We start from the raw sequence: 20,675 nt of genomic DNA, 5'->3' as shown, positions 1-20,675 counted from the left end.
CCCGCAACACATACAATTTATGGGACTTTACCCGGGAGGCGCCGCTTGACCATACAAGAGAGCGTTTTATAATTACGTCGGCCGATCCCCCGGCAGCAGCGCGACGAATAACAGGAGGCTCCCATGCTGGTCCGCACACTGCAGGTGGTGGTACATTGCGAGCACAAGACTCTGTGGAATATGCTTATGGACCGGTTGCAGCACCCGGAGCGCTACATGCAGGGGGTGGCGGAGGCCCGGGTCACCGAGGAAAGCCCTGACGTCTTCATCTCCGAGATGACGCTGCACGGCGAAGAGGTCAAAGAGCGGGTGCTGGTGCGCCCTTACGACGGGGAACTGCGCCATGAACTGGTGGAACACCCGCAGTTCACCGGCTTTATCGTGAGAAAGATCGTGAAGTCGGCGCGGCAGAGCCCGGTGGCCCCGCTCTACCTCGAGTACGACCTGGACCTGCTGCGCAAGTCCCTGAAGGTCCAGGGGGGGGTCCGGGGGGAAGAGGAGATCCTCACCGACCTGGAGACGGAGATGCAGAAGGTAAAGATGCGGGCGGAGGAATCGGACTCGAGGGGGTAAGGGCGATGCGGAAGTTCTTTCTTGCCACGTTGTGCGCGGCGTGCCTGTTCTCGACCGCGGCCTGGTGCGCGGCGCCGGACTGGTTTCTCCTGGACGAGAACAGCGACTCCAGCTTTTTCTACGACAGAAGCGGCAGCAACATCGTGCGGGAAGGAGTGCTCCAGGTCAAGACGCGGGTAGTCTACAGCGAAGTGGGGAAGAAGGAAGCCCTCAAGATGCTGCAAGGGCTGCCGCAACCGGCCATGCTGCACGAAACCCTCTACAGCTACGAGATCAACTGCGAGGAGCGGGAGGGGCACCTGCTCGCGTCGAGCCACCTGGATAAAAACGGCAACATCCTCAAAACCAGCGATCTGGCCGCCGCCACGCAGTGGCAATACCTGCCACCCGACACGCGCATGGGGCTCGTCCTCCAACAGGCCTGCCAGCGCTAGCAGTTCCTACCTCTTGCGGTACTCCTGCCTCAACAACAGGTCCATCAACACCAGCGCCGCCATCGACTCCACCACCGGCACCGCCCGGGGCACGATGCAGGGGTCGTGGCGCCCCTTGGCCTCCAGGATGGTCTCGCTGCCGTCGAAGCGGGCGGTCTTCTGCGGCAGGGCCACCGTCGCCGGCGGCTTGAAGGCCACCCGGAAATAGATCGGCTCCCCGTTGGAAATCCCCCCCTGCACGCCTCCCGAGTAGTTCGTCGCCGTCCCGAGCCGTCCCCCCTTGTCCACGAAGGGATCGTTGTGGGCGCTGCCCAGCATGCGGCTGCCGCTGAAGCCTGAGCCGATCTCGAAACCCTTGCTGGCGGGAATGGAGAGCATGGCATGCGCCAGAAGGGCCTCCAGTTTGTCGAAGGCGGGCTCGCCGAGCCCGGCGGGCAGGTTGCGGCAGACGCAGCTTACCGTCCCTCCCACGGAATCATCGCGGCTTTTCACCTGGGTGATGAGGTCGGCCATGGCCTGGCTCATGGTGGGGTTGCCGCAACGGACCGGGTGCTGGTCCACCTGCTGCCGCGTGATCCGCTCCAGGTCGACGGCGCCGGCCTCAAGCGCCCCCACGCTGTCCACCCAGGCCACGATCTCCACGCCGTGGCGCTCGGCCAGATACTTTTCCGCGATGGCGCCGGCCGCCACGCGGGCGATGGTCTCGCGCGCGGAGGAGCGCCCGCCGCCGCTGGAGGCGCGCACCCCGTACTTAACCTGGTAGGTGTAATCGGCGTGCGAAGGGCGGGGAACCTGTGACATCTCCTGGTAATCGCCGGGGCGCTGGTCGCGGTTATAGACCATGAGCCCGATGGGGGTGCCCAGGGTCACGCCCCCCTCCACGCCGGAGAGGATGGTGACCAGGTCTTCTTCCTCGCGCGGGGTGCTGAGCGCGCTCTGCCCGGGACGGCGGCGGTCCAGTTGCGGCTGGATGTCGGACTCGCAAAGGCGCATCCCGGCCGGTGCGCCGTCCACAACGGCGCCGACCGCTGCGCAGTGGCTCTCGCCGAAGGTGGAAACTCTGAACAAGGTACCGAAGACGGATGACATATCAGCTCCTTCCCCTCACCCGGCGGCCGGGGCAGCCGACCGGGAGGAATTTCTGGAGTGCCGCTTGGCCACCAGGACGACGAAGCTGCGCGGCGGCAGCCGGTAACTCTCCGAACCCAGCACCGGCATGGCCTCCCAGGGGGAGATGTCCTCTGGCGATGCCTGCGAGGTGTCGATCCAGCGGTGCCAGGCACCGCCGGGAAGCCTTCTGGGCGGTGGCAGCGCGAAGGTGAGCGGCTCCCAGTAGGCGTTGACCATGTAGTGAAACACGAGGTGCTTCGATGCGCTCCAGACCGTGAGGGCGATACTGTGGGACTGGTAGCTCCAGTCCGGGGTGCCTAGGTGGACGCCATGCCACTCCAGGCGCGCCTGCCCCAGGAGCTGGTTCAGCGTCAGCGTCTCCGTCGGGGTGTCGCTCTGCCGCAGCCGCGCCCTGATCAGCTCCCTGGTGAAACGGTAGATATCCTGGTGCGCGGCGAGCCGGTCCCAGTCGAACCACCCCAGCTCGTTGTCCTGGCAGTAGGCGTTGTTGTTGCCGCGCTGGGTGCGGCGCATCTCGTCCCCCATCAGGATCATCGGGGTCCCCAGCGCCATCAGGGTAACCGCCATGAAGTTCTTCACCTGGCGGTTGCGCAGCGCCTCGATGTCGGGATCCGCGCTCGCCCCCTCAACGCCGCAGTTCCAGCTCAGGTTGGTATCGGAGCCGTCACGGTTGTGCTCGCCGTTGGCTTCGTTGTGCTTGTCGTTGTAGGAGACCAGGTCGTTCAGCGTGAAACCGTCGTGGCAGGTGACGAAGTTGATGCTCTGCTCGGGCTCGCGCTCCTGGTGCCCGTAGATGTCGGGGCTCGCCAGCATCCGTGCGGCGAAACGTGACACCACCCCCTCATCTCCCTTCAGGAAACGGCGCACGTCGTCCCGGAACTCGCCGTTCCACTCCTTCCAGCTATCGCCGATGAAGCTCCCCACCTGGTACAGCCCCCCGGCATCCCAGGCCTCGGCGATCAGCTTGATGCCGGCCAGCGCGGGGTCGGATTCGATGTCCCAGAGGATGGGCGGGTTCTTGAGCGGGCGCCCCTGGCCGTCGCGGGAAAGGATGGAGGCGAGATCGAAGCGGAAGCCGTCGACGTGCATCTCCTTGACCCAGTAATGCAGGGAGTCGATGATCAACCGGCGCACCACGTGGTGGTTGGCGTTCAGGGTATTGCCGCAGCCGGTGTGATTGATGTAGCTGCCGTCGGCGTCGAGAGAGTAGTAGACGTCGTTGGCGAAACCGCGGAAGCAGAAGGTGGGACCGTTGTGATCCCCCTCCGAGGTGTGGTTGTAAACCACGTCCAGGATCACCTCGATGCCGGCCTTGTGCAGCGCTTTGACCATGTCGCGGAATTCGTCCAACGGCCCCAGCGGCCCCTTGGTGGAGCTGAAGGCGGCATGCGGCGCGAAAAAGGAAACCGGGCTGTAGCCCCAGAAGTTGCGCAGCCCCAAGGGGGCGTCCAGCGGGTCGAACTGGAATACCGGGAGGAGTTCGACCGCGGTGATGCCCAGGTCCTTCAGGTAAGGGATCTTCTCTACGAGTCCCGCGTAGGTGCCGCGCTTCTCCTCGGCGACACCGGAGGAAGGGTGCTTGGTAAAGCCGGCCACGTGCATCTCGTAGATGACCGTTTTCGAGTAGGGGCGCTTGAGCGGCAGGTCCCCTTCCCAGTCGTAGCCGCGCGGGTCCGCCACAACGCTCTTCATGGCGCTCACCGCGTTGTCGCCGGGAAGGCAGGCGTCGCCACGACAGTACCCGTCAGGAACGGAGATGGCGCGGCCATAAGGGTCGATCAGCACCTTGCCCGGATCGAAACGGCGTCCCCGTTGCGGCTCAAAGGGACCGGCGACGCGGTAGCCGTAGAGCTGGCCGGCACCGATGCCGGGGACGAAGATGTGCCAGTAATGATAGGTACGGTTGCACTTGGGGTCGAGAGCAATGACGCGGGCGGGGGTGGCATCGTCGGCGTGGTCGAAGAGGAGCAATTCCACCCCGGTGCAATCCCTGGCGAAGACGCTGAAATTCACCCCACCGCGTATCACCGTCGCGCCCAGTGGGGAGGTGTTTCCCTTGGGGAGTTCGCCGTTTTTCCTGCCTGCTCTTCCAGCCGATCTCGTCATTGTTTCCTTCCGACCGATCACATAGCTTGACCGTGCTCTCTGTGAGGGTGAGGCTCTGACTGCGCTTTTGATCCTGTGAGACTATAGATCATTCTGTTTTTCAGTCAAACTCAGGCGCGTGCTTTTTTAGAAAGAGTCGTTGCGGCAATCAGGCACACCGAGATTACCGCGCAGAGCCAGCCGATCCAGTCACCCGCCGCTCCGTACAGCGTCCCACCTTTCCAAAGCGGCACCCGCCCCACCAGGACCTCCCTGGTCCAGACTCCGGTACGGCTGACGATGCGGCCGGCGGGGTCGACGATGGCCGAGATGCCGGTATTGGTGCCGCGCACGAGCGAGCGACGGTTTTCGATGGAGCGGAAGCTGGCCAGCGCCAAATGTTCCATCGGCTCGACCGAGTTGCCGTACCAGGAGTCATTGGTGATGTTGACCATCACCTCCGGCTGCCGCCCCGCGCGTCCGCCGCGCATCAGCTTCCGGATGTGGGTCGGGAAGATGTCCTCGTAGCAGATGCTGACCGAGAGCAGGCGGTCGCCCAGCTTGAGCGGCTCCACGCTCCGGCCCGAGAAGAACTTCGCGCTGTAGGGGGACCAGGCGTAGAGCTGCGGGAAGATGTCGCCAAAGGGGATGTACTCACCGAAGGGAACCAGCACCGTCTTGTCGTAGCTGCCGAGGATGCGTCCCGAGCCGTCCGCCAGCAGCGCGCTGTTGCAAAAGCGTGTCTCCCCCTCCTCCCTGATCTGCAGACAGGTCCCGAAGAGGAGCGGGGTGTGCAGGTCGCCGAGCGCCCAGGTGGGGAGACTCCCCTGGCGGGAGTTGAGGGAAACGCTCAGTACCCCTTCGGGCCAGACCACCAGGTCCGGCTTTCGCGCCGCTACCAGTTCTTGCGACATCTCGCGGTGTTCCTTCTGCATCAGCTCCACCGCCAGGTGATTCTCCGCCGCGCCACGGTTGGTCTGCACCAGCCCCACGGTCATCGTGGGCGCCGTGGCGAGCTTTCGATCCACCTCACGCAGGCGCACTTCCCCGTACCCCGCCACCAGCATAAGCGTCACGGCCAGCGCCGACACGGCCCCCCAGGGCACAGCCCTTTGCTCGCGCCAGCGGAGCGTCACCCAGAACAGAGTCGCGTTGATGTAGACCACCAGAAAGGAGACGCCGAGGATGCCGGCAAAATCGGCAATCTGGGTGAGATGCGCCATGCGGTACTGGCTCGCGCCGAGATAGTTGGGGAAGACCTCCGGCCAGAGCTTCTCGATCGCGGTCCACAATACCGGTGCCACCCAGAGCACCCGCCATTGCCGGTCCCGGGTTAACACAGTCGTCCCCCACGCCCAGAGCGCCAGCACCATGCCGTTGGCGGCGGCCAGGAGCAAAAGGCCGAATACCCCGGCGATAAAGGGGGCACCCGCGAACTGCTGGAACATCTGGATGATCCAGTAAAAGCCTCCTCCATGCCCGACGATACCGGCCAGCCAGCCGAGCCAGAAGGCGCGGGCCGGCCGCTGGTCCCGCAGCGCCCAGAGCAGGGGGACCAGGAAGAACCATTCCAGGTAGAAGTGATCGAAGCCGGCGTAGCCCAGGAACATGAGGATGCCGGTCACCACCGCGGCACACCACGGCAGCAGGAACTTGAAGTTTGTGGAAGTAGTCAAGGATGGACCTCTTTCGGAATAACTGCAGCCGCGGATGCGGCCCGACGCTTGCGCAGGCTGGCACGATAGCACAGCCGCTTAATAAGCACAATCTAGGGGACTGGCTCCGCCAGGTGCCTGTCCCCTTAGTGTTTGGGGAAGGTGACGACTGAAAAGAGCGTTCCGCTAGAGAGAGGGACAGGGCTAACGGAGTCAGTCCCTTCTGTCGCGCACCCTCTCTCCAGAAATGTCCGTAGGATATCAATAAAGAAAGGGCGCCCGGGAAGGCGCCCCTACTTCTTTCAACGTTCCGGATAGTAATCCGGCGGGACCGAGTACATGTCGGGAGGAGGGGGCGGGGTGTAAGGCCGCGCACGGCGTACCTTGCGCACCGAGGATCCCGGGATCTGGTTCCCCTTGGCGTACATGCACTGCACGTAGGTGTTGTCGTAGCGCCGTTGGGCCTCGTAGCCGTAGACGCGGCCCGATTCGTTGCCGCTCGCCGCGCCGAAGAGAAGGCCGGTACCGCCGCCGATCGCCGCGCCGGCACCCGCATTGCCGCCGGCCGCGCCCAACAGGGCCCCGACGCCGGCCCCGACGGCCCCACCGACCACCGCGCTGGTGGCGGTATTCTGGTTGGCCGTGTCTTGCGGGCTCATGCCGAGCTGATGTTCGGCGTACCTGCGGCACAGTGCGTCTTCAGACATGAACTGCTCAAAGGACTTCCCGGGGGTCGGCAGCACCCTGACGCTTGGGCCCGTGGGCATGGTGGCGCAGCCGCTGAGCACCAGGAAGACAATCAACGACCAAGCTGTTGTCGTGGTCTTTCTCATCTTTCAATCCTCCTTGTCTTCCTCGGACTGGCCGGGGGGCGTTGTATCGGGCACCACCTTCATCCATCCGCCGGGGCAGCGCTCCACGTACGGGTAATATCCAGCCGGCTTGCGGCAGTAATACCAGTACCCGGTTTGCTCTGCGCCGGTGCCGGTGTCGGGAGAGATATATTCCTGCGGTTCCTGGGGCGCCACAACCGTCGGCGGGGTGTAGTAGTACGGGTAGGCCGGATAGTTGTAGTAATAGGGGTAGAAGAAGGGATCCCAGCCCCAGCCCCAACTCGGACCGATATAGACGCTGCCGGAGAAGTGCCCACCGTCCCTGTGGCCACCATAGCTGTAACCGCCGCGGCTGTAGCCCCGGCTGTAGCCGCCCCCGCCGCGCGTCGCCGCACGGGCCACGACGTCACCGCCGCCGCGATCCGCGACACGTGTGTAAGATTCCCCGCGCGCTCCCGAATCGGCACGGCTGATGGTAACGGGACCTGTCACTGACACAGCGATCAGGAACAACGGAAGTAAAAGGGTGCTAATCCGGATCTTCTTCATGACCTGACCCTCCTTTGAGGGATGTTTTACAACGATTTCAGTATACTACCTGCCCGAAATATCTGCAAAAACTAACGGGAGACAACATACCGTGAGGTAACGGCCCTGTCAATGTGAAGCCGCACCACAAAGAGTGCGGTTGATACAGCACCGCCCCCCCGCGCACGCTACCTCCCCCTCAGCAGTTTGACTTCCCTGACGGCCATGTAAAAATTAGCGGGTTCAAATATTCCCGTCCTTAAAGGAGCTAACGTATGAGAAAAGATGCAATCGTCGTCTCGTCCCTTTTTCTTGCAGCAGCTCTGGCACTTCCCGCCGTAAACTCCTGGACCGCGGAGGGGCATGCCCCGCGCACGGCCCCGCCCGACGCGGCGATGGAAGCCCAGACGCCGAGGGAAGTGCCGCAAAACCGCCCGGAACAGCAAAAGGGAAGCCACGACCAGTCCGATCTCTTCAGCGCCACCAAGGCCGCCCCTGCCTCGACCGCCTTCAAGAACCAGCCCGATGAAGGAAAGACCCTGGGCTTCGACTTCTACCGCGACCCGCTGGACGCCAAGAAGCCGATGATGACCTTCCAGGAGGTGTACCAGAAGGACGTTGGGGAAAAGCCCAAGGTGATGGAGACCCAGCTGCGCCTCCTGGAATCCCGCTACGACCTGCGCCCCAGGCTGTCGCCCGACGTGAAGATGTCGCGCGGCAAACCGATCGCAGTCGGCCCGACGGCACGGCTGGCCCAGGGGACGACCTGGGAGAGGCTCGCGGACATGAATCCCGGCGAGATCAGGTCCAGGAACCTGTTCCCCTACCCGCCGCTCCCGCACCCGAAACAGGTGAACGGCGGCCAGGTCTTTCCCCAGATGCAGATCGACATGTTCCCGAGGCTGCAGCGCTTCGACGTCGACTTCGACATCCCGGAAGCATTCCTGCCGGAATTCCCGCCGGCGATCTTCCTGCAGAACCGGCCGGAATTGGGTGACGTATCGCGCGGCGAGGTGGTCTCCATCAACAACTACTACCGCCTGTTCAAGGACCTGCTCACCCCGGTCCAGCTCGACGGCCTGCGCATGCTGGTGACCCCCTTCCCGCAGGAGGAGTTCAACCCCACCGATGACCGCAAATCACCCCAGCCGAGCCTGGGCGTCGCCTGTCTTGACTGCCATGTCAACGGTCACACCACGGCGCAGTTTCACCTGAGCCCCGACATCCGGCCCCAGGAGCGCCGCTTCCGGCTCGACACGGTGAGCCTCAGGGGACTTTTTAACCAACAGATCCACGCCTCGAAGAGGAGCCTCCGCTCCGTCGAGGACTTCTCCGAGTTTGAGCAGCGTACCGCCTACTTCAACGGCGACGAAATCCATGCCGCGAAGAAGGGGATGAACGTGATCAGCCGCGTCCAGGTCGCACACATGGCCCAGATGCAGAACATGTTCGACGTGCCCCCGGCACCCAAACTCGACCCGGCCGGCTTCCTCGTCCCCGAGCGGGCCACCCAGGCAGAGCTCGCAGGGCAGCAGGTGTTTTTCGGCAAGGGACGGTGCGGCCTGTGCCACCCGGCCCCGTTCTACCTGGACCAACAGATGCACGACCTGCAGCTCGACCGCTTCACCAGGGAGCCGGGCGACGGCCCCATCAAGACCTTTACCCTGCGCGGCATCAAGGAGAGCCCGCCCTACATGCATGACGGCCGCTGCCTTACGTTGGAGGACACGGTCAAGTTCTTCGATCTCGTGCTGGGCTTAAGGCTCAGCCAGCAGGAACAGAACTACCTGGTCGCGTTCCTGCGGGTGCTCTAGCCCCTCATCCGGCACCCTTCAACTTGCAGCCAAAGCCCCACTTGCCACGAGTGGGGCTTTTTCCACGGAGGAGTTCATAAAGAAGCGCTCCAACGGCATCCTGTGCCACATCACCTCGCGCCCCTCTCCCTTCGGCATCGGAGACCTCAACCACAGCGTCAACAGCGTAGCCTACACCGGGACGCACGACACCAACACGGTCCGGGGGTGGTATGACGGCGCCGCGGCCGACCAGAGGGAGCGGCTGGCGCGTTACCTGGGACGGTCGCCAGAAGGGGAGCCCCACGGGGAGGTGATCCGTCTCGCCCTGATGTCGGTAGCGCAGACGGCCGTCATCCAGATGCAGGACCTTTTGGGAGGGGGGGGAGGAGACGCGCATGAACACCCCCGGGAGGACCGAGGGGAACTGGCAATGGCGGCTGCCGCCGTCGTGCGAGCTGGCGGGCATCGCCGCGCGGCTGGCCGATATGACGGTCAGATACGACCGGGCGCGCTGAAGCAAAGAGGGGCTTCGTCTGACGACGAAGCCCCTCTTCTTAGTACCTCGTGCGGCTGACGCCGCTTTCTTATTTCTCGGCCACGCCCAGCTTGTGAGCCATGTCCCTGGCATGTTGCAGGTGCTGCTCGAGCACCGGCAGGGTCTTGTCGATCCATCCCTTCAGCTCCGGATCCTTGACCTTCTTGCTTTCCTTAGTGAACTTTTCCACGTCTTTTTTGTGGTCCTTCACCATGGCCTCGGCGTACTTCTTGTCGAACTCGTCGGCAGACGCCTTGGAGAGCTTCTCAACGGTGGACTTGTGCTTTAGCTCCATCTTGGTCGGCATCTTGACCCTGTTGCCCACCGCGCTCTTTAGCTCTTCGTTAGCCTTGCCATGGTCGGTTACCATGCGCTGGGCGAAATCCTTCACCTCCTGCGATTTGGCCTTATCCTTGGCCATCTGCCCCAGTTCGACCTCCATCATGCCGCCGCTGGCCGCTTCCTTGATGAACGATTTCTCGCCCATGGTGAGCTTCTCAGCCGCCAGTGCCGGAAGAACCAGGCTGCATACCGCAAACAGGGAAACCGCCGCCATACACACCAATTTTCTCTTCATGTTGCCTCCTTTTTTTGTGGCCGAAGCCGACGATATGTCAGATTAGCAAAATCTAACCATCTAAAAGTAACGGCGTTCGGGCTCTTGTCAACCGGCAGCAAGCTGGTAGGCGGGAGAGGTCAGGTGGCGGCAACGCAAAAGCGCCCTTGCGGGCGCTGGAGGCTGGTCTGAGAAACAGGGGTGGTGCGGAGAGCGCGAGGACGCGCCGTTACTGGTACAGCCGCTGCTCCTCCGTGTAGTAGGTGCGCTTGGACTGTACGGTCTCCTTGAGGATCTTGGCGCCGGTGGGGGAAGTCTTCAGCTCGGGACGGTGCACCTTCAAAAACTCACGGTACTCACCCGCGACCATGTCCGGATGCCGCTTCCTGAGCTCGGCTATGGCATCTTCAAGCACCTGCGGGATGGCGGCCGCCAAGTCCCGGACCGCTTCGGGGGGAAGCTTGCCGGCAGGCGACTTGGGCGAGATGCGCGCGGTCCAGAGGATCTCGTCGGCGTAGGCGTTGCCGATGCCGCCGATGAGTGCCTGGTCGAGCAGCAGCGGCTTGATGAGGGCTCTTGGCTTCTTCCGGCACAGCTGCTCCAGCTGCTCCGGCGTGAGGACAAGAGCGTCGGGCGCGTCCTTGTCGTCGCCGGGGTTCAGCGCCAAGTTGGCCCATCCCTTTTCGTCGGTAACCGCCAGGACGGAACCGTCGTCGAAGCGGACAGTGAGCACCGGGTAGCGCAGGCTTGTCATCGCGCTGGAATCGGTCAGGACGAAACCGCCGGTCAGCATCAGGTGCACCCGCAGGGTGTTGCCGTTATCGAACCGGAAGGCGACCTGTTTCCCCGCCCTCTCCACGCCGGTCAGCTGGGCTCCATTGACCGCCCGGGAAAGTTCCGCTTCGGCCACGTTCAGTTTTCCCCTCTGGTGATACGCCACCTCGTGAACCTTCTTGCCGGTCAGGGCCTTGGCGAGATTTTCAGCGTAGATAGTGAGATCGGGGAGTTCGGGCATGGTTCCTCCTTTACGGCAGAAGATCACTGGGTGAGCGTAGCCCGCAACGGCGCTAAGTCAACGTTGAAGTCAGTCGGCGGCAGCGCCCTCGGCGCGGTAGTCGATACCGAGCTGCCGCTCGCGCAGGCGCTTCACGGACAGGGGAAGCACCACGGCGGCGAAGATCAACGCACAACCCGTCCACTCCTCGGTGGTCAGCCGCTCGCCCAAAAGCAGCGTTCCCCCCAGCATGCTCCAGACCGGGTCCATGGTGTAGATGAGCCCCGCCTTGGTGGGAGTGGTGTAGCGCTGGTAGGTGTTCTGCAGGGTGAAGCAGATCACGGTCGGAAAGATGGCGCAGTAGATGAGCGACCCGAGCGAGACCCAGGTGACGGATAGGGGCCCAGAAGGAGAGAGCACGTCCAGAGTCCCCCCCACCACCGTCACCGTGGCGAACTGGACGAAACTCAGCAGGTAGATGTCCTCGTCACGCAGAAGCTTGGAAACCGAAATGATGTGCAGCGCGATGAACAGCGCGCAGAGGGTCGACAGCAGGTCTCCCTTGTTGAAGCCGTCCACGCCGCCGCGGGCCAAAAGCCAGAGGCCAGCCAGGGCCAGCACCAGCCCGGCTGCGCTCAACCGGTCCAACCGCTCGCGCCAGAAGGCGAAGCACAAAAGCGGGATCAGGAGCACGAACAGGTTGTTCAAGAACCCGGCCCGGGAAACGCTGGTCCCGCTCACCCCGAGGACGAAGGAAAGGTTGGTGGCGGAGAGGGCAAGGCCGACCAAGAGGCCGGTGCGCAAGGTGCGCCGATTGAAGCGCTTGAGCCGCGGCAGGCAGAGTATTCCCATGAGCAGCGTCGCCAGCGCGAAGCGGTAAAACAGGAAGGTGACCGGCGGGATCTCGCGAAAGCCGATCTTGTTGAAGATGAAACTGCCGCCCCAAAAGACGGTTGTCAGTATCAACCAGAAGGTGGCTTTGGATGAACGGTGATCATGTTGAATGGTTGTGTGCATCGGCATATTAAAGACAGGGGTGGCCGCAGATGTCAACTGTCGTGACGCACGACAAACATAGTCTTAAATTTTTTTAAACATGTAATGCCAGCGGCAGCCGATGCCTGTACAGACATTATCTCCACTAAAGTAAAATCTGCTGCCTACCGATACATTCAAAACAGGCTCTCTTTGCAGCCCTCGCCCAGAAAGAGGAGGCTTCGCCTTGGCAGTGGTACACATCGACAACCTCACACCCGGCATGGTGCTCAGCCGCGACGTCTGCGACCGCAGCGGGCGCATGCTGTTGCCCGCTGGCGCCGAGCTTACCGACAAGCATTTCTCCATCTTTCGCATGTGGGGCGTACTCGAGGTCGAGGTGGCCGGAGACGCCGTCGTCGAGGACGCGGAGACGACGGCCCCGTTGAACCAGGAGATCGATCCCGAGGTCCTGGCCCAAGCTAGGGCGGAAATGGAGCGGCTCTTCATCTACAACGACCCGGAGCATCCCGCCATCAAGGAACTGATGCGGATCTGCACCGAGAGGAGGGCTAACCGTGCTGCGTAAGCCCCAACTGTCGGTGGAGCACATGGTGGAAGATGTTTCCACCATCCATTCCCTCCCCCTATTCTATTCGCAACTGTCGGAGGCGATCGATCATCCCCGCAGCTCCATCGGCGACATCGCGAAGATCATCGCCGAGGACCAGGGGCTCACGGCGCGCATCCTCAAGCTCGCCAACAGCCCGCTTTTCGGTTACTTCTCCAAGATCGACACCATCACCCAGGCGGTGACCATCATCGGGGTGCTCCAAGTGCGCGACCTGGCCCTCGCCCTCTCGGTCATGGACGTGTTCAAGGGGATCCCCGAGGACCTGGTGAACATGGAGCAGTTCTGGAAGCACAGCATCGCCACCGGGCTCGCCTCGAGGTTACTTGCCACCAGCCAACGGGAATCCAACCTGGAGCGCTTCTTTGTGGGAGGGATCCTGCACGACATTGGAAGGCTGGTGATGTACGTCAAGATTCCCGAGATCTGCCTGGAACTGCTCGAACAGTGCCGTGCCACGGGATCCCTGCTGCACCGCGCCGAGCGCGAAAAACTGGGTTTCGACCACGCCGAGGTGGGGGGCGCGCTCCTCAAGCGCTGGAAAATACCGCCGCGGGTGGCCGAGCCGGTGGGGACGCACCACGACAGCAGCAAGGGGGACCAGTACCCGAGAGAAGGGGCCATCCTGCACTTCGCGGACCTGATCGCCCACTCGCTGCAGATCGGCAACAGCGGGGAAATCTTCGTCCCGGAACTGGACCAGGGCGTCTGGGACCGGTTGCAGATCTCCAGTTTCTACCTGCCGACGCTGGTGAAGCAGGTCGATGCCACTTACGAACAGACAGTGGCCGCACTCTTCGGGGGGAACGATGCCGCCCGATGACGCACGGGATATCCAGATCCGCAAGCTCCAGGAAAGGGTCAACTTCCTCGAGGAGAGTAACCTCAACTACCTGAAGACACTCGACGTCCTGACCGCCTGCAGCGACTTTCAGTCGGACATCTACCGCGTCAAGGAGTCCTCCTTCGTCATCAAGGCCGTCTTCGGACAGCTGAGGCGACTGATCCCGTTCGTCACCCTCTCCATGTTCGGCATCGACGAGGACTCCTCCTTCCATGTCACGGTCTGCGAGCCGGAGAAAGCCAGGGCGGGGGTCCGCAAAGAGGTGGAGGCAAGGGTCCTAGACGGCACCTTCGCCTGGGCACTGAACCAGAACCACCCGGTCGTGGTCCCCACCATCTCCGGCAACGAGACCCTGGTGCTGCACGTCCTGGCCACCAACAGCCGCATCAGGGGGATGTTCGCGGGCATCATGCCGGGCAATCACCTGAGCACAGAGGTTTCCACGCTGAACGCGTTGAGCAGCATCCTGATCAACACGGCCTACGCCGTGGAGAACTCGGAACTGTACGACATGCTCCAGGAACACATGCAGAACCTCGAGCTGAAGGTGCAGCAGCGCACCACGGAACTGGAGCACGCGCTGGTGCAGGCCGAGGCCGCCACCGCCGCCAAAAGCATCTTCCTGGCCAACATGAGCCACGAGATCCGGACCCCGATGAACGGCGTGATCGGCTTGACCCGGCTGCTCATGGAGACCCCCCTGGACGAGGTGCAGCAGGACTACCTGGGGTCGTTATCCGACTGCGCCGAGAGCCTGCTCACCATCATCAATGAGATCCTGGACATATCCAAGGTGGAAGCCGGCATGATCACCCTGGAGCGGATCGTCTTCGATCTGCATCGTTTCCTGGTCCGGTCCCTACAGCCCTTCATCCTGCGCGGGCAGGAAAAGGGGGTGCAGGTCAAGCTGGAGATGGGACAGGGTTTGCCGCAGCTGATCGTGGGGGACCAGGTGCGCATCGGGCAGGTGCTGGGAAACCTGGTCGGCAACGCCCTCAAGTTCACCCACAAGGGGGCCATCACGGTGAGCTGCCGCCTTTTGGAACACACCGCGGGGGGAGTGCTGCTCAAATTCGCCGTCGCCGACACCGGGATCGGCATCGCACCGCAGGCCCTCGATGTCATCTTCGAGAAATTCTCCCAGGCCGACAGTTCCACCACGCGCCTTTACGGCGGCACCGGCCTCGGGCTCTCCATCAGCAAAAGCCTCGTCGAATTGATGGGAGGGGCGCTCGGCGTGGAAAGCCGGTTCGGCGAGGGGAGCGTGTTCAGCTTCACGCTGCAGGCGCGGCTCCCGCTTGCCGGCGAGATGCCGGCGGAGGAAGCGGAAGAACAGGCCGTCGCCGCGCTGAGCCCGCTGCGCATACTCCTGGTCGACGACGTACCGATCAACCAGCTCATTTCCTTGAAGCTCATCGCCAAAACCGGCAACCACCAAGTCGATTGCGCCGTAAACGGTGAGGAAGCGCTGGAGAAGTGGGGGCAGTGGCCCTACGATCTCATTTTTATGGACGTGCAGATGCCGATCATGGACGGGCTGGAAGCGACTAGGATCATCCGCTGCCGGGAAAAGGGAACGGGGCAGAGGGTGCATATCTGCGCCATGACCGCCAACGCGATGAAGGAGGATGTTGAGGTCTGCCGCCAGGCCGGGATGGACAGCCATATCTCCAAGCCGGTGCGGGAAAAGGAACTGAACGCCGTCATCAGGAAGATCAGCAGCGAGGTGGGGCGCGCCCCACGACCGCTCGACCTCCCCACCGGTGCGGAGCCGGCGGCGTTGGAAACCGGCCCTGAACCGGACTTCGACTTGGGGGACCTCTTGGAGCGCCTGGACGGGGACGAGGCCGTGGTGGGGATCTTCGTCATGAAGTTCGTCGAAGCGGTGACCGAGCACCTTCGCCTGCTGAAAGAGGCACTGCAGCGGGGAGACCACGAGACCTGCCACTTCAAGGCACATACCATTGCGGGGACGGCGGCTAACATGGGCGCGGCCCGCCTGCGTACCATAGCGGCGCAACTGGAACAGGCGGCAAAGAACAGGGAAGTCCCCGCGCTGGCCGGTCTTTGCGACCAACTCGAGCAAGCTTTTGCGGCATTCGTAGCCGTCGCCGCTCCCCCTAACCAACCTGGAGGCACAAAAATGGAGGCATAAGCTGCAACCCCCACTTTCGTTCCCCTCTGTTTTTAAAGCACGGTCCGGTTACGCTCCACCCCTGGTAAGGACCTCCATGGTCTGGATTGCATCCCGAAGCTGGAACTCGAGGCTTTTCAGCTCTTCCCTCGTGTACACGTTGGTTCCTTTGCCGATCTCACGATGGAGCCGGTCGATCCTTTGTTGCAGGGAATCAACGCTGTCTCGGCAGGTCTGCGCTACCAGCAGGCACTGATCTTTCTGGATACTATCTCCCCCGCTCATCCCCATGCCTGTTTCAGCAACGGCCGGGAGTGCGGATATGAGTGTAACGGTGACAAGGAAACCAAGCTTCCTGATGACACCTTTCATGACGAACCTCCTTTTTCAACGACAATTCAGCATATTGTGAGTATAGAAGCCCCCTCTAGAGTTTGCAAGTGATTTTCCATTTCACCACTTCGTCCTCACGCTGCATCCGCTATGACTTATCCCGATCAAGCTCGAAGCCTTCTATGACAGTTGTTGCCCACCACCCAGCCAGTGAGTTACTTTCTGTATACTGTATACAGAAAATCAGTCGAATTCGCTCAATATTCTAACGGGTAAGCCGAAGTGTATTACAAATCTAAGGGACCATCACGCCCACCATCAGCGACAAGAGGTGTACTTTAATGAACATCAGCAAAAAGATTTTCATCGCCAACGTGGCCATCGTCCTGATCGCCACCATCACCACATCGGCAGTCACGCTTTATGTGATCAAGAAGGAGATCACCCGGCAGGTCACCGTAGGCCTCACCTCGCGCACGAAAGCGTTCCGGGAACTGATTGCCCCCAACGGCGCCGCATTCGCAATGGTGGACGGCAAGCTGCAGGCTAACGGGACGGTCCTGGACGGGCGCAACGATTTGACCGATAAGATGAAGGAAATCTTCGGAGGCGAGGCCACCATTTTCCGGGGCGACATCCGGGTTGCCACCACCATCAAGAAAGACGACGGCACCCGGGCGGCAGGGACCTCGCTGCAGGGGGCGGCCCGGGAGGCGGTCATGGACCGGTCCGCCACCTACGTCGGGGAAGCCAAGATCCTTGGTACCCCCCACTTCGCCTCGTACCTCCCCCTTTTGGACAACCAGGGCAAAGTCATCGGCGCCCTCTTCGTCGGCGAAAAGAAGTCGCAGTTTCTCGCGGTGTTCGACGACCTGAAGTACCTGAGCCTGGGCATCTCGGTGCTGCTGGCCGGTCTCCTGGCGCTGGTCGCCTTCCTGGTCCTGCACCGGGCGCTCGAGCCGATGCGGGCGCTGATCGCGACACTGAAGCACGTCGCCGAGGGGGACGGGGACCTTACCCGGCGCCTGGCGGAGTCGGATGACGAGATTGGTACGGCAAGCCGGTACTTTAACCTCTTTATCGAGCGGGTGCACGCCATCGTCCAGACCGTTGCCGATAATGCCAACGCGGTGACCGAGGCAAGTTCCGAATTGCACCACAGCACCGAGCAACTGGCCCGCACCACCGAGGAAGTGGCGGGACAGACCGAAACGGTATCGACCGCAGGCGAGGAGATGGCTGCTACCTCAGCCGACATCTCCAAGAATTGCCTGCAGGCGGTCGAAAGCGCGCAGCGCGCCTGCGACATGGCCACCATCGGCTCCAGCGACGTCGAGCGGAGCATCCGCGGCATGCAGCTCATCAACGAGAAGGTGCGCCTTACCTCCGAAAGCGTGAGCAGCCTGGGCGCCATGTCGCAGCAGATCGGGGAGATCATCAACACGATCCAGGACATCGCGGACCAGACCAACCTGCTGGCGCTCAACGCAGCCATCGAGGCGGCCCGCGCAGGAGAGCAGGGGCGCGGCTTTGCCGTCGTCGCTGATGAAGTGCGCAGTCTGGCCGAGCGGACTACTCATGCCACCAAGGAAATAGAGAATAATATACGTTCCATCCAGGACGAGACCACGCGTGCGGTTCAGGTGATGCAGGAAAGTGCCCGGGAAGCGGCAAAGGGGGCCGAGGACTCGGTGAAATCGGGGCAGAGCCTTGAAGGAATCCTGAAGCAGATCAACGAGGTGACCCTGCAGATCGGCCAGATCGCCACGGCGGCCGAGGAGCAAAGCGCCACCAGCCGCGAGATCAGCAACAACGTGCACCAGATCACGGGGATCATCCAGGGGACGGCTCGGGCCAACCGCGAATCCATGACCACCGCCGACAAGTTGAATTCGCTGTCTGCAAACCTGAAGGGACAGATCAGCCGCTTCAGCTATTAGTCGAAAACAGCAGCCAGAAGCAAGGACGGCTCGTCATGATGCCCGGGCCGTCTTTGTTTTGCGGTGGTGTCAGGGGAGGCGCCAGTCGATGGGGTCCAGGCCGTGCCGGACCAGGTAGGAGTTGGCCTGCGAGAAATGCCGGCAACCGAGAAAGCCCCGGTGCGCCGAAAGCGGTGAGGGATGCGGGGCGCGCAGCACCAGGTGCCGCTTCTCGTCGATGACAGCCCCCTTTTTCTGGGCGTAGGCACCCCACAACATGAAAACCACGTGCTCCTTCTTCTCGTTCAAAAGCGAGATGACGCGGTCGGTAAAAATCTCCCACCCTTTACCCTGGTGTGAAGCCGCCTTGCCCGCCTCCACCGTCAGGACACTGTTCAGCAGCAAGACGCCCTGCTCGGCCCACGCACCCAGGTGGCCGTGCTTGAAGTCAGCCGCGGCCAGCCCCAGGTCGCTCTGAATCTCCTTGAATATGTTCACCAGGGAGGGAGGAACGTCAATGCCGTGCTGCACGGAGAAGCACAACCCATGGGCCTGGTCCGGCCCGTGGTACGGGTCCTGGCCCAGGATGACCACCCGGACCCGGTCGAACGCGGTGCAATTCAAGGCATTGAAGAATTCACTCCCCTTGGGATAGATCACCTTGCGCCTGGACATCTCCTGGCGCAGGAACTCTCTGAGGTCCCGCATGTAGGGCTTCTCGAACTCGTCCAGGAGATGGTTTTTCCAGCTCGTCTCCAGACGTACCTGTGATTCAATCGACATCGTACCGGCTCCGCATGTGTCATCAATAGAATAAAGCAGAAATTACCATACCCTCCCCCGGGCCGCCAAGCCCTATCTATAGTTCCCACTCCTGCTGTACACACCATCACTGCTCCACATTGTTCACTGCCAGCTCCCGAGCAACATTTGTTGCAGATAGCACGTAAAGGCAACTTACATTGACAGTTTTTAATGCTGAAGTAGACTGTTGTGGTTGAAAAATAGAGGCGTATTTCTAAGGAGGAGGAGATCATGCCACTCGAATGTTCCGTTTTGGGCAAGGATGTAGCTATCACCGAGACCACAATTCCCGTTATTTCTCCTTACTGGCGCCTGAAACGAAATGGTCACTGGGCACTGCTTTGCCGGTACGAGCAAGAGCAGGTGCGATACTCCATGTTGTCACCCAAAATGGGCGCCACGCTCGCCCTCATGGACGGCAGACTGACCTTACGGCACCTATCCATGATCGCCCAGTATGCTTTCGACCTGGAATCGCAGGAGGTGTCCCAGGAGTTTGTAACAGGCGTGATCATGGCAGCAAACCGGGAGGATGACGCCGTGGTCAACATGACCCCGGAACTGGAGCCTTACGTCAAGCGGATCGACCCTTTCGAATTCGCGGTCAAGGCTTCCAAGTGGAAGGCCCAAGAAAGACCGGCGGTGCCCCTCTCGCTTAATCTCATGTTCTCCAATGACTGCCATACCAACTGTTCATACTGCTTTGCCAAGGGGCACTGCGTCCCCGAGAGCAAGCTACTGTCAACCGAGCGCTGGAAAGAGTTGCTGCGTGAAGCGAGATCCCTGGGAATCGACCAGATCACTCTCTCCGGCGGTGACCCCCTTTTCAGGAAGGACGCACTGAAGTTGATCGAGGAGTTGATAGACCTGGAAATGCTTTTCGTCCTCTCCACCAAGTGTTATATCACCGAAGAAATAGCAGACAGACTGGTCGCCATCGGCATGACACAGCCGGTCAACCAGTACGTGCGCGAGATCCAGCTGAACATGGACCCCAACGAATCGACTGCGGACAACCTGGCCGGGAGCCCCGGTTACTACCACAGGGCGGTGCACAGCATCAGGAACCTGCTGAAAAGAGGCTTCAACGTCAGGGTCAAAGCCGTGGTGACGGCACTCACCGTCCCGCACATCTACGACTGGGTCGAGGAGTTGCAGGACATGGGGGTGCGCCAGATCTCGGTAGCGGCCCATAACAGAAGCCTCTCCGGCAAAAACGAAAGCTTGTACCTCAGCAAGGAAGACAGAGCATCCATCATCGACCAGTGCCGCCGCGCGAGGATCGACTTCCCCGAGATCGATCTGAGAACCATTGGCTGTGAACCGGCGCAAGATACGGCCGCAGTACACAGGCGATTGACCGATCCAGTGAACGTTCTGCCGGGAGAGGATCCCGAGATTCACGAGAAAATCAGACGTTGGAGGGAAGGGGAGCATGCCTTTGGCGCGCACAGCAGCATGACCATCACACCTGATGGAAAGGTGATGCTCTATGACACCGTACCTGAGGACGAAACCCTTTTCGTAGGCGACGTCTCGACCAACTCGATCCAGGAAGTGTGGAACAGCGACCCCTTGCAGAACTACCCGTTTCCGAAGACAGAACAGTTCAAAGGGGCGGCTTGCTACGACTGCAAGAACTTGGCACAGTGCCAGAGCAAAGCAGGATACTGTTTCCGTGACGCCTATTTTCATTCCGGCAGCGTGCTGGTCCCGCCGGCGCAATGCCCCATGGTGCAGGGGGAGAGCAAGCTCTGAACTGCTAAAGGGAAAGAAGAAGATTAGGGGAGGCGACAGGAGTCGGTACGAGAAAGGCAACCGGCGCTTGTCGGCTCAGAACGCGAAAAAGCCCCGTCTGTAATCAGACGGGGCTTTTTCAATTAAATTCCCTGCGGCGACCTACTCTCCCACATCG

General features: G+C 61.7%; 18 protein-coding genes and 1 pseudogene. 9 read left to right on the top strand and 10 right to left on the bottom strand.

Annotated elements, in window-relative coordinates; all coding sequences use genetic code 11:
* Positions 1–123: 123 nt before the first annotated feature.
* Complete coding sequence (locus JFN90_RS16200) at positions 124–573, top strand: AtaL-like protein (protein WP_199396170.1); 450 nt, start codon at positions 124–126, stop codon at positions 571–573.
* Positions 574–578: 5 nt separating this feature from the next.
* Positions 579–1,007 (top strand): hypothetical protein, encoded by a 429-nt coding sequence (locus tag JFN90_RS16195; RefSeq protein ID WP_199396169.1) that lies wholly within the window; start codon positions 579–581, stop codon positions 1,005–1,007.
* Positions 1,008–1,013: 6 nt separating this feature from the next.
* On the opposite strand, the gene aroC is transcribed toward JFN90_RS16195, so the two are convergent.
* The 5 genes from aroC to JFN90_RS16170 all read right to left on the bottom strand — a co-directional run bounded on the left by aroC (position 1,014) and on the right by JFN90_RS16170 (position 7,260).
* Positions 1,014–2,096 carry a chorismate synthase gene (gene aroC, locus JFN90_RS16190; RefSeq protein WP_199396168.1) on the bottom strand — a complete coding sequence of 361 codons (1,083 nt, stop codon included), beginning with the start codon at positions 2,094–2,096 and terminating at the stop codon, positions 1,014–1,016.
* A gap of 15 nt (positions 2,097–2,111) precedes the next feature.
* Entirely contained in the window at positions 2,112–4,244 is a 2,133-nt protein-coding gene (gene glgX, locus JFN90_RS16185; RefSeq protein WP_199396167.1) for a glycogen debranching protein GlgX, read from the bottom strand.
* A gap of 110 nt (positions 4,245–4,354) precedes the next feature.
* Positions 4,355–5,899, bottom strand: coding sequence for an apolipoprotein N-acyltransferase (gene lnt, locus JFN90_RS16180; protein ID WP_199396166.1), 1,545 nt, complete (start codon positions 5,897–5,899; stop codon positions 4,355–4,357).
* Between the two features lie 281 nt (positions 5,900–6,180).
* Positions 6,181–6,711: a glycine zipper family protein gene (locus tag JFN90_RS16175; RefSeq protein ID WP_199396165.1), complete on the bottom strand. Its 531-nt coding sequence runs from the start codon at positions 6,709–6,711 to the stop codon at positions 6,181–6,183.
* Between the two features lie 3 nt (positions 6,712–6,714).
* Positions 6,715–7,260 carry a hypothetical protein gene (locus JFN90_RS16170; RefSeq protein ID WP_199396164.1) on the bottom strand — a complete coding sequence of 182 codons (546 nt, stop codon included), beginning with the start codon at positions 7,258–7,260 and terminating at the stop codon, positions 6,715–6,717.
* Between the two features lie 254 nt (positions 7,261–7,514).
* Between JFN90_RS16170 and JFN90_RS16165 the strand changes: the two genes are divergently transcribed.
* Together JFN90_RS16165 and JFN90_RS22280 are read left to right on the top strand one after the other, a co-directional pair.
* Positions 7,515–9,053 carry a cytochrome B6 gene (locus JFN90_RS16165; RefSeq protein WP_199396163.1) on the top strand — a complete coding sequence of 513 codons (1,539 nt, stop codon included), beginning with the start codon at positions 7,515–7,517 and terminating at the stop codon, positions 9,051–9,053.
* A 76-nt stretch (positions 9,054–9,129) separates the two neighbouring features.
* Positions 9,130–9,354: pseudogene (locus JFN90_RS22280) on the top strand (4-alpha-glucanotransferase); the annotation flags it as partial.
* Positions 9,355–9,619: 265 nt separating this feature from the next.
* On the opposite strand, the gene JFN90_RS16155 reads toward JFN90_RS22280, so the two are convergent.
* From JFN90_RS16155 to JFN90_RS16145, 3 genes are all read right to left on the bottom strand, one after another.
* A complete protein-coding gene (locus tag JFN90_RS16155; protein WP_199396162.1) occupies positions 9,620–10,147 on the bottom strand; it encodes a DUF4142 domain-containing protein in 528 nt (175 codons plus the stop codon).
* Positions 10,148–10,355: 208 nt separating this feature from the next.
* On the bottom strand, positions 10,356–11,141 hold the full coding sequence (locus JFN90_RS16150; protein WP_199396161.1) for an Fpg/Nei family DNA glycosylase: 786 nt from the start codon (positions 11,139–11,141) through the stop codon (positions 10,356–10,358).
* Between the two features lie 69 nt (positions 11,142–11,210).
* Positions 11,211–12,137 carry a DMT family transporter gene (locus JFN90_RS16145; RefSeq protein WP_199396160.1) on the bottom strand — a complete coding sequence of 309 codons (927 nt, stop codon included), beginning with the start codon at positions 12,135–12,137 and terminating at the stop codon, positions 11,211–11,213.
* A gap of 211 nt (positions 12,138–12,348) precedes the next feature.
* Between JFN90_RS16145 and JFN90_RS16140 the strand changes: the two genes are divergently transcribed.
* From JFN90_RS16140 to JFN90_RS16130, 3 genes are read left to right on the top strand one after another with little or no spacing between them, the layout of a single operon-like run.
* A complete protein-coding gene (locus JFN90_RS16140; RefSeq protein WP_328755757.1) occupies positions 12,349–12,684 on the top strand; it encodes a hypothetical protein in 336 nt (111 codons plus the stop codon).
* Entirely contained in the window at positions 12,674–13,549 is an 876-nt protein-coding gene (locus JFN90_RS16135) for an HDOD domain-containing protein (protein ID WP_199396158.1), read from the top strand. The genes JFN90_RS16140 and JFN90_RS16135 overlap by 11 nt, the downstream gene beginning before the upstream one ends.
* Complete coding sequence (locus tag JFN90_RS16130) at positions 13,536–15,725, top strand: ATP-binding protein (protein ID WP_199396157.1); 2,190 nt, start codon at positions 13,536–13,538, stop codon at positions 15,723–15,725. Before JFN90_RS16135 ends, JFN90_RS16130 begins: the two co-directional genes overlap by 14 nt.
* Positions 15,726–15,773: 48 nt before the next feature.
* Here JFN90_RS16130 and JFN90_RS16125 read toward each other — a convergent pair whose 3' ends face one another.
* Positions 15,774–16,076, bottom strand: coding sequence for a hypothetical protein (locus tag JFN90_RS16125; protein ID WP_199396156.1), 303 nt, complete (start codon positions 16,074–16,076; stop codon positions 15,774–15,776).
* Between the two features lie 302 nt (positions 16,077–16,378).
* On the opposite strand from JFN90_RS16125, the gene JFN90_RS16120 reads away from it, so the two are divergent.
* Positions 16,379–17,977 (top strand): methyl-accepting chemotaxis protein, encoded by a 1,599-nt coding sequence (locus JFN90_RS16120; RefSeq protein WP_199396155.1) that lies wholly within the window; start codon positions 16,379–16,381, stop codon positions 17,975–17,977.
* A 69-nt stretch (positions 17,978–18,046) separates the two neighbouring features.
* Here JFN90_RS16120 and ung read toward each other — a convergent pair whose 3' ends face one another.
* A complete protein-coding gene (gene ung, locus JFN90_RS16115; RefSeq protein WP_199396154.1) occupies positions 18,047–18,739 on the bottom strand; it encodes a uracil-DNA glycosylase in 693 nt (230 codons plus the stop codon).
* A gap of 396 nt (positions 18,740–19,135) precedes the next feature.
* Between ung and JFN90_RS16110 the strand changes: the two genes are divergently transcribed.
* Positions 19,136–20,518, top strand: a complete 1,383-nt coding sequence (locus JFN90_RS16110; RefSeq protein ID WP_236019034.1) for a radical SAM protein — start codon at positions 19,136–19,138, stop codon at positions 20,516–20,518.
* Positions 20,519–20,675 lie beyond the last annotated feature (157 nt).

This window comes from Geomonas propionica (assembly GCF_016458235.1).
Classification (GTDB): domain Bacteria; phylum Desulfobacterota; class Desulfuromonadia; order Geobacterales; family Geobacteraceae; genus Geomonas; species Geomonas propionica.
This window is presented reverse-complemented; position numbering and strand designations above follow the sequence as displayed.

What these genes read in the sequence shown, in the direction of transcription:
- JFN90_RS16200 (WP_199396170.1), top strand. Translation starts at nt 124, where the DNA reads ATGCTGGTCCGCACACTGCAGGTGGTGGTACATTGCGAGCACAAGACT.
- JFN90_RS16195 (WP_199396169.1), top strand. Translation starts at nt 579, where the DNA reads ATGCGGAAGTTCTTTCTTGCCACGTTGTGCGCGGCGTGCCTGTTCTCG.
- aroC (WP_199396168.1), bottom strand. Translation starts at nt 2,096, where the DNA reads ATGTCATCCGTCTTCGGTACCTTGTTCAGAGTTTCCACCTTCGGCGAG.
- glgX (WP_199396167.1), bottom strand. Translation starts at nt 4,244, where the DNA reads ATGACGAGATCGGCTGGAAGAGCAGGCAGGAAAAACGGCGAACTCCCC.
- JFN90_RS16175 (WP_199396165.1), bottom strand. Translation starts at nt 6,711, where the DNA reads ATGAGAAAGACCACGACAACAGCTTGGTCGTTGATTGTCTTCCTGGTG.
- JFN90_RS16170 (WP_199396164.1), bottom strand. Translation starts at nt 7,260, where the DNA reads ATGAAGAAGATCCGGATTAGCACCCTTTTACTTCCGTTGTTCCTGATC.
- JFN90_RS16165 (WP_199396163.1), top strand. Translation starts at nt 7,515, where the DNA reads ATGAGAAAAGATGCAATCGTCGTCTCGTCCCTTTTTCTTGCAGCAGCT.
- JFN90_RS16155 (WP_199396162.1), bottom strand. Translation starts at nt 10,147, where the DNA reads ATGAAGAGAAAATTGGTGTGTATGGCGGCGGTTTCCCTGTTTGCGGTA.
- JFN90_RS16150 (WP_199396161.1), bottom strand. Translation starts at nt 11,141, where the DNA reads ATGCCCGAACTCCCCGATCTCACTATCTACGCTGAAAATCTCGCCAAG.
- JFN90_RS16145 (WP_199396160.1), bottom strand. Translation starts at nt 12,137, where the DNA reads ATGCACACAACCATTCAACATGATCACCGTTCATCCAAAGCCACCTTC.
- JFN90_RS16130 (WP_199396157.1), top strand. Translation starts at nt 13,536, where the DNA reads ATGCCGCCCGATGACGCACGGGATATCCAGATCCGCAAGCTCCAGGAA.
- JFN90_RS16125 (WP_199396156.1), bottom strand. Translation starts at nt 16,076, where the DNA reads ATGAAAGGTGTCATCAGGAAGCTTGGTTTCCTTGTCACCGTTACACTC.
- JFN90_RS16120 (WP_199396155.1), top strand. Translation starts at nt 16,379, where the DNA reads ATGAACATCAGCAAAAAGATTTTCATCGCCAACGTGGCCATCGTCCTG.
- ung (WP_199396154.1), bottom strand. Translation starts at nt 18,739, where the DNA reads ATGTCGATTGAATCACAGGTACGTCTGGAGACGAGCTGGAAAAACCAT.
- JFN90_RS16110 (WP_236019034.1), top strand. Translation starts at nt 19,136, where the DNA reads ATGTTGTCACCCAAAATGGGCGCCACGCTCGCCCTCATGGACGGCAGA.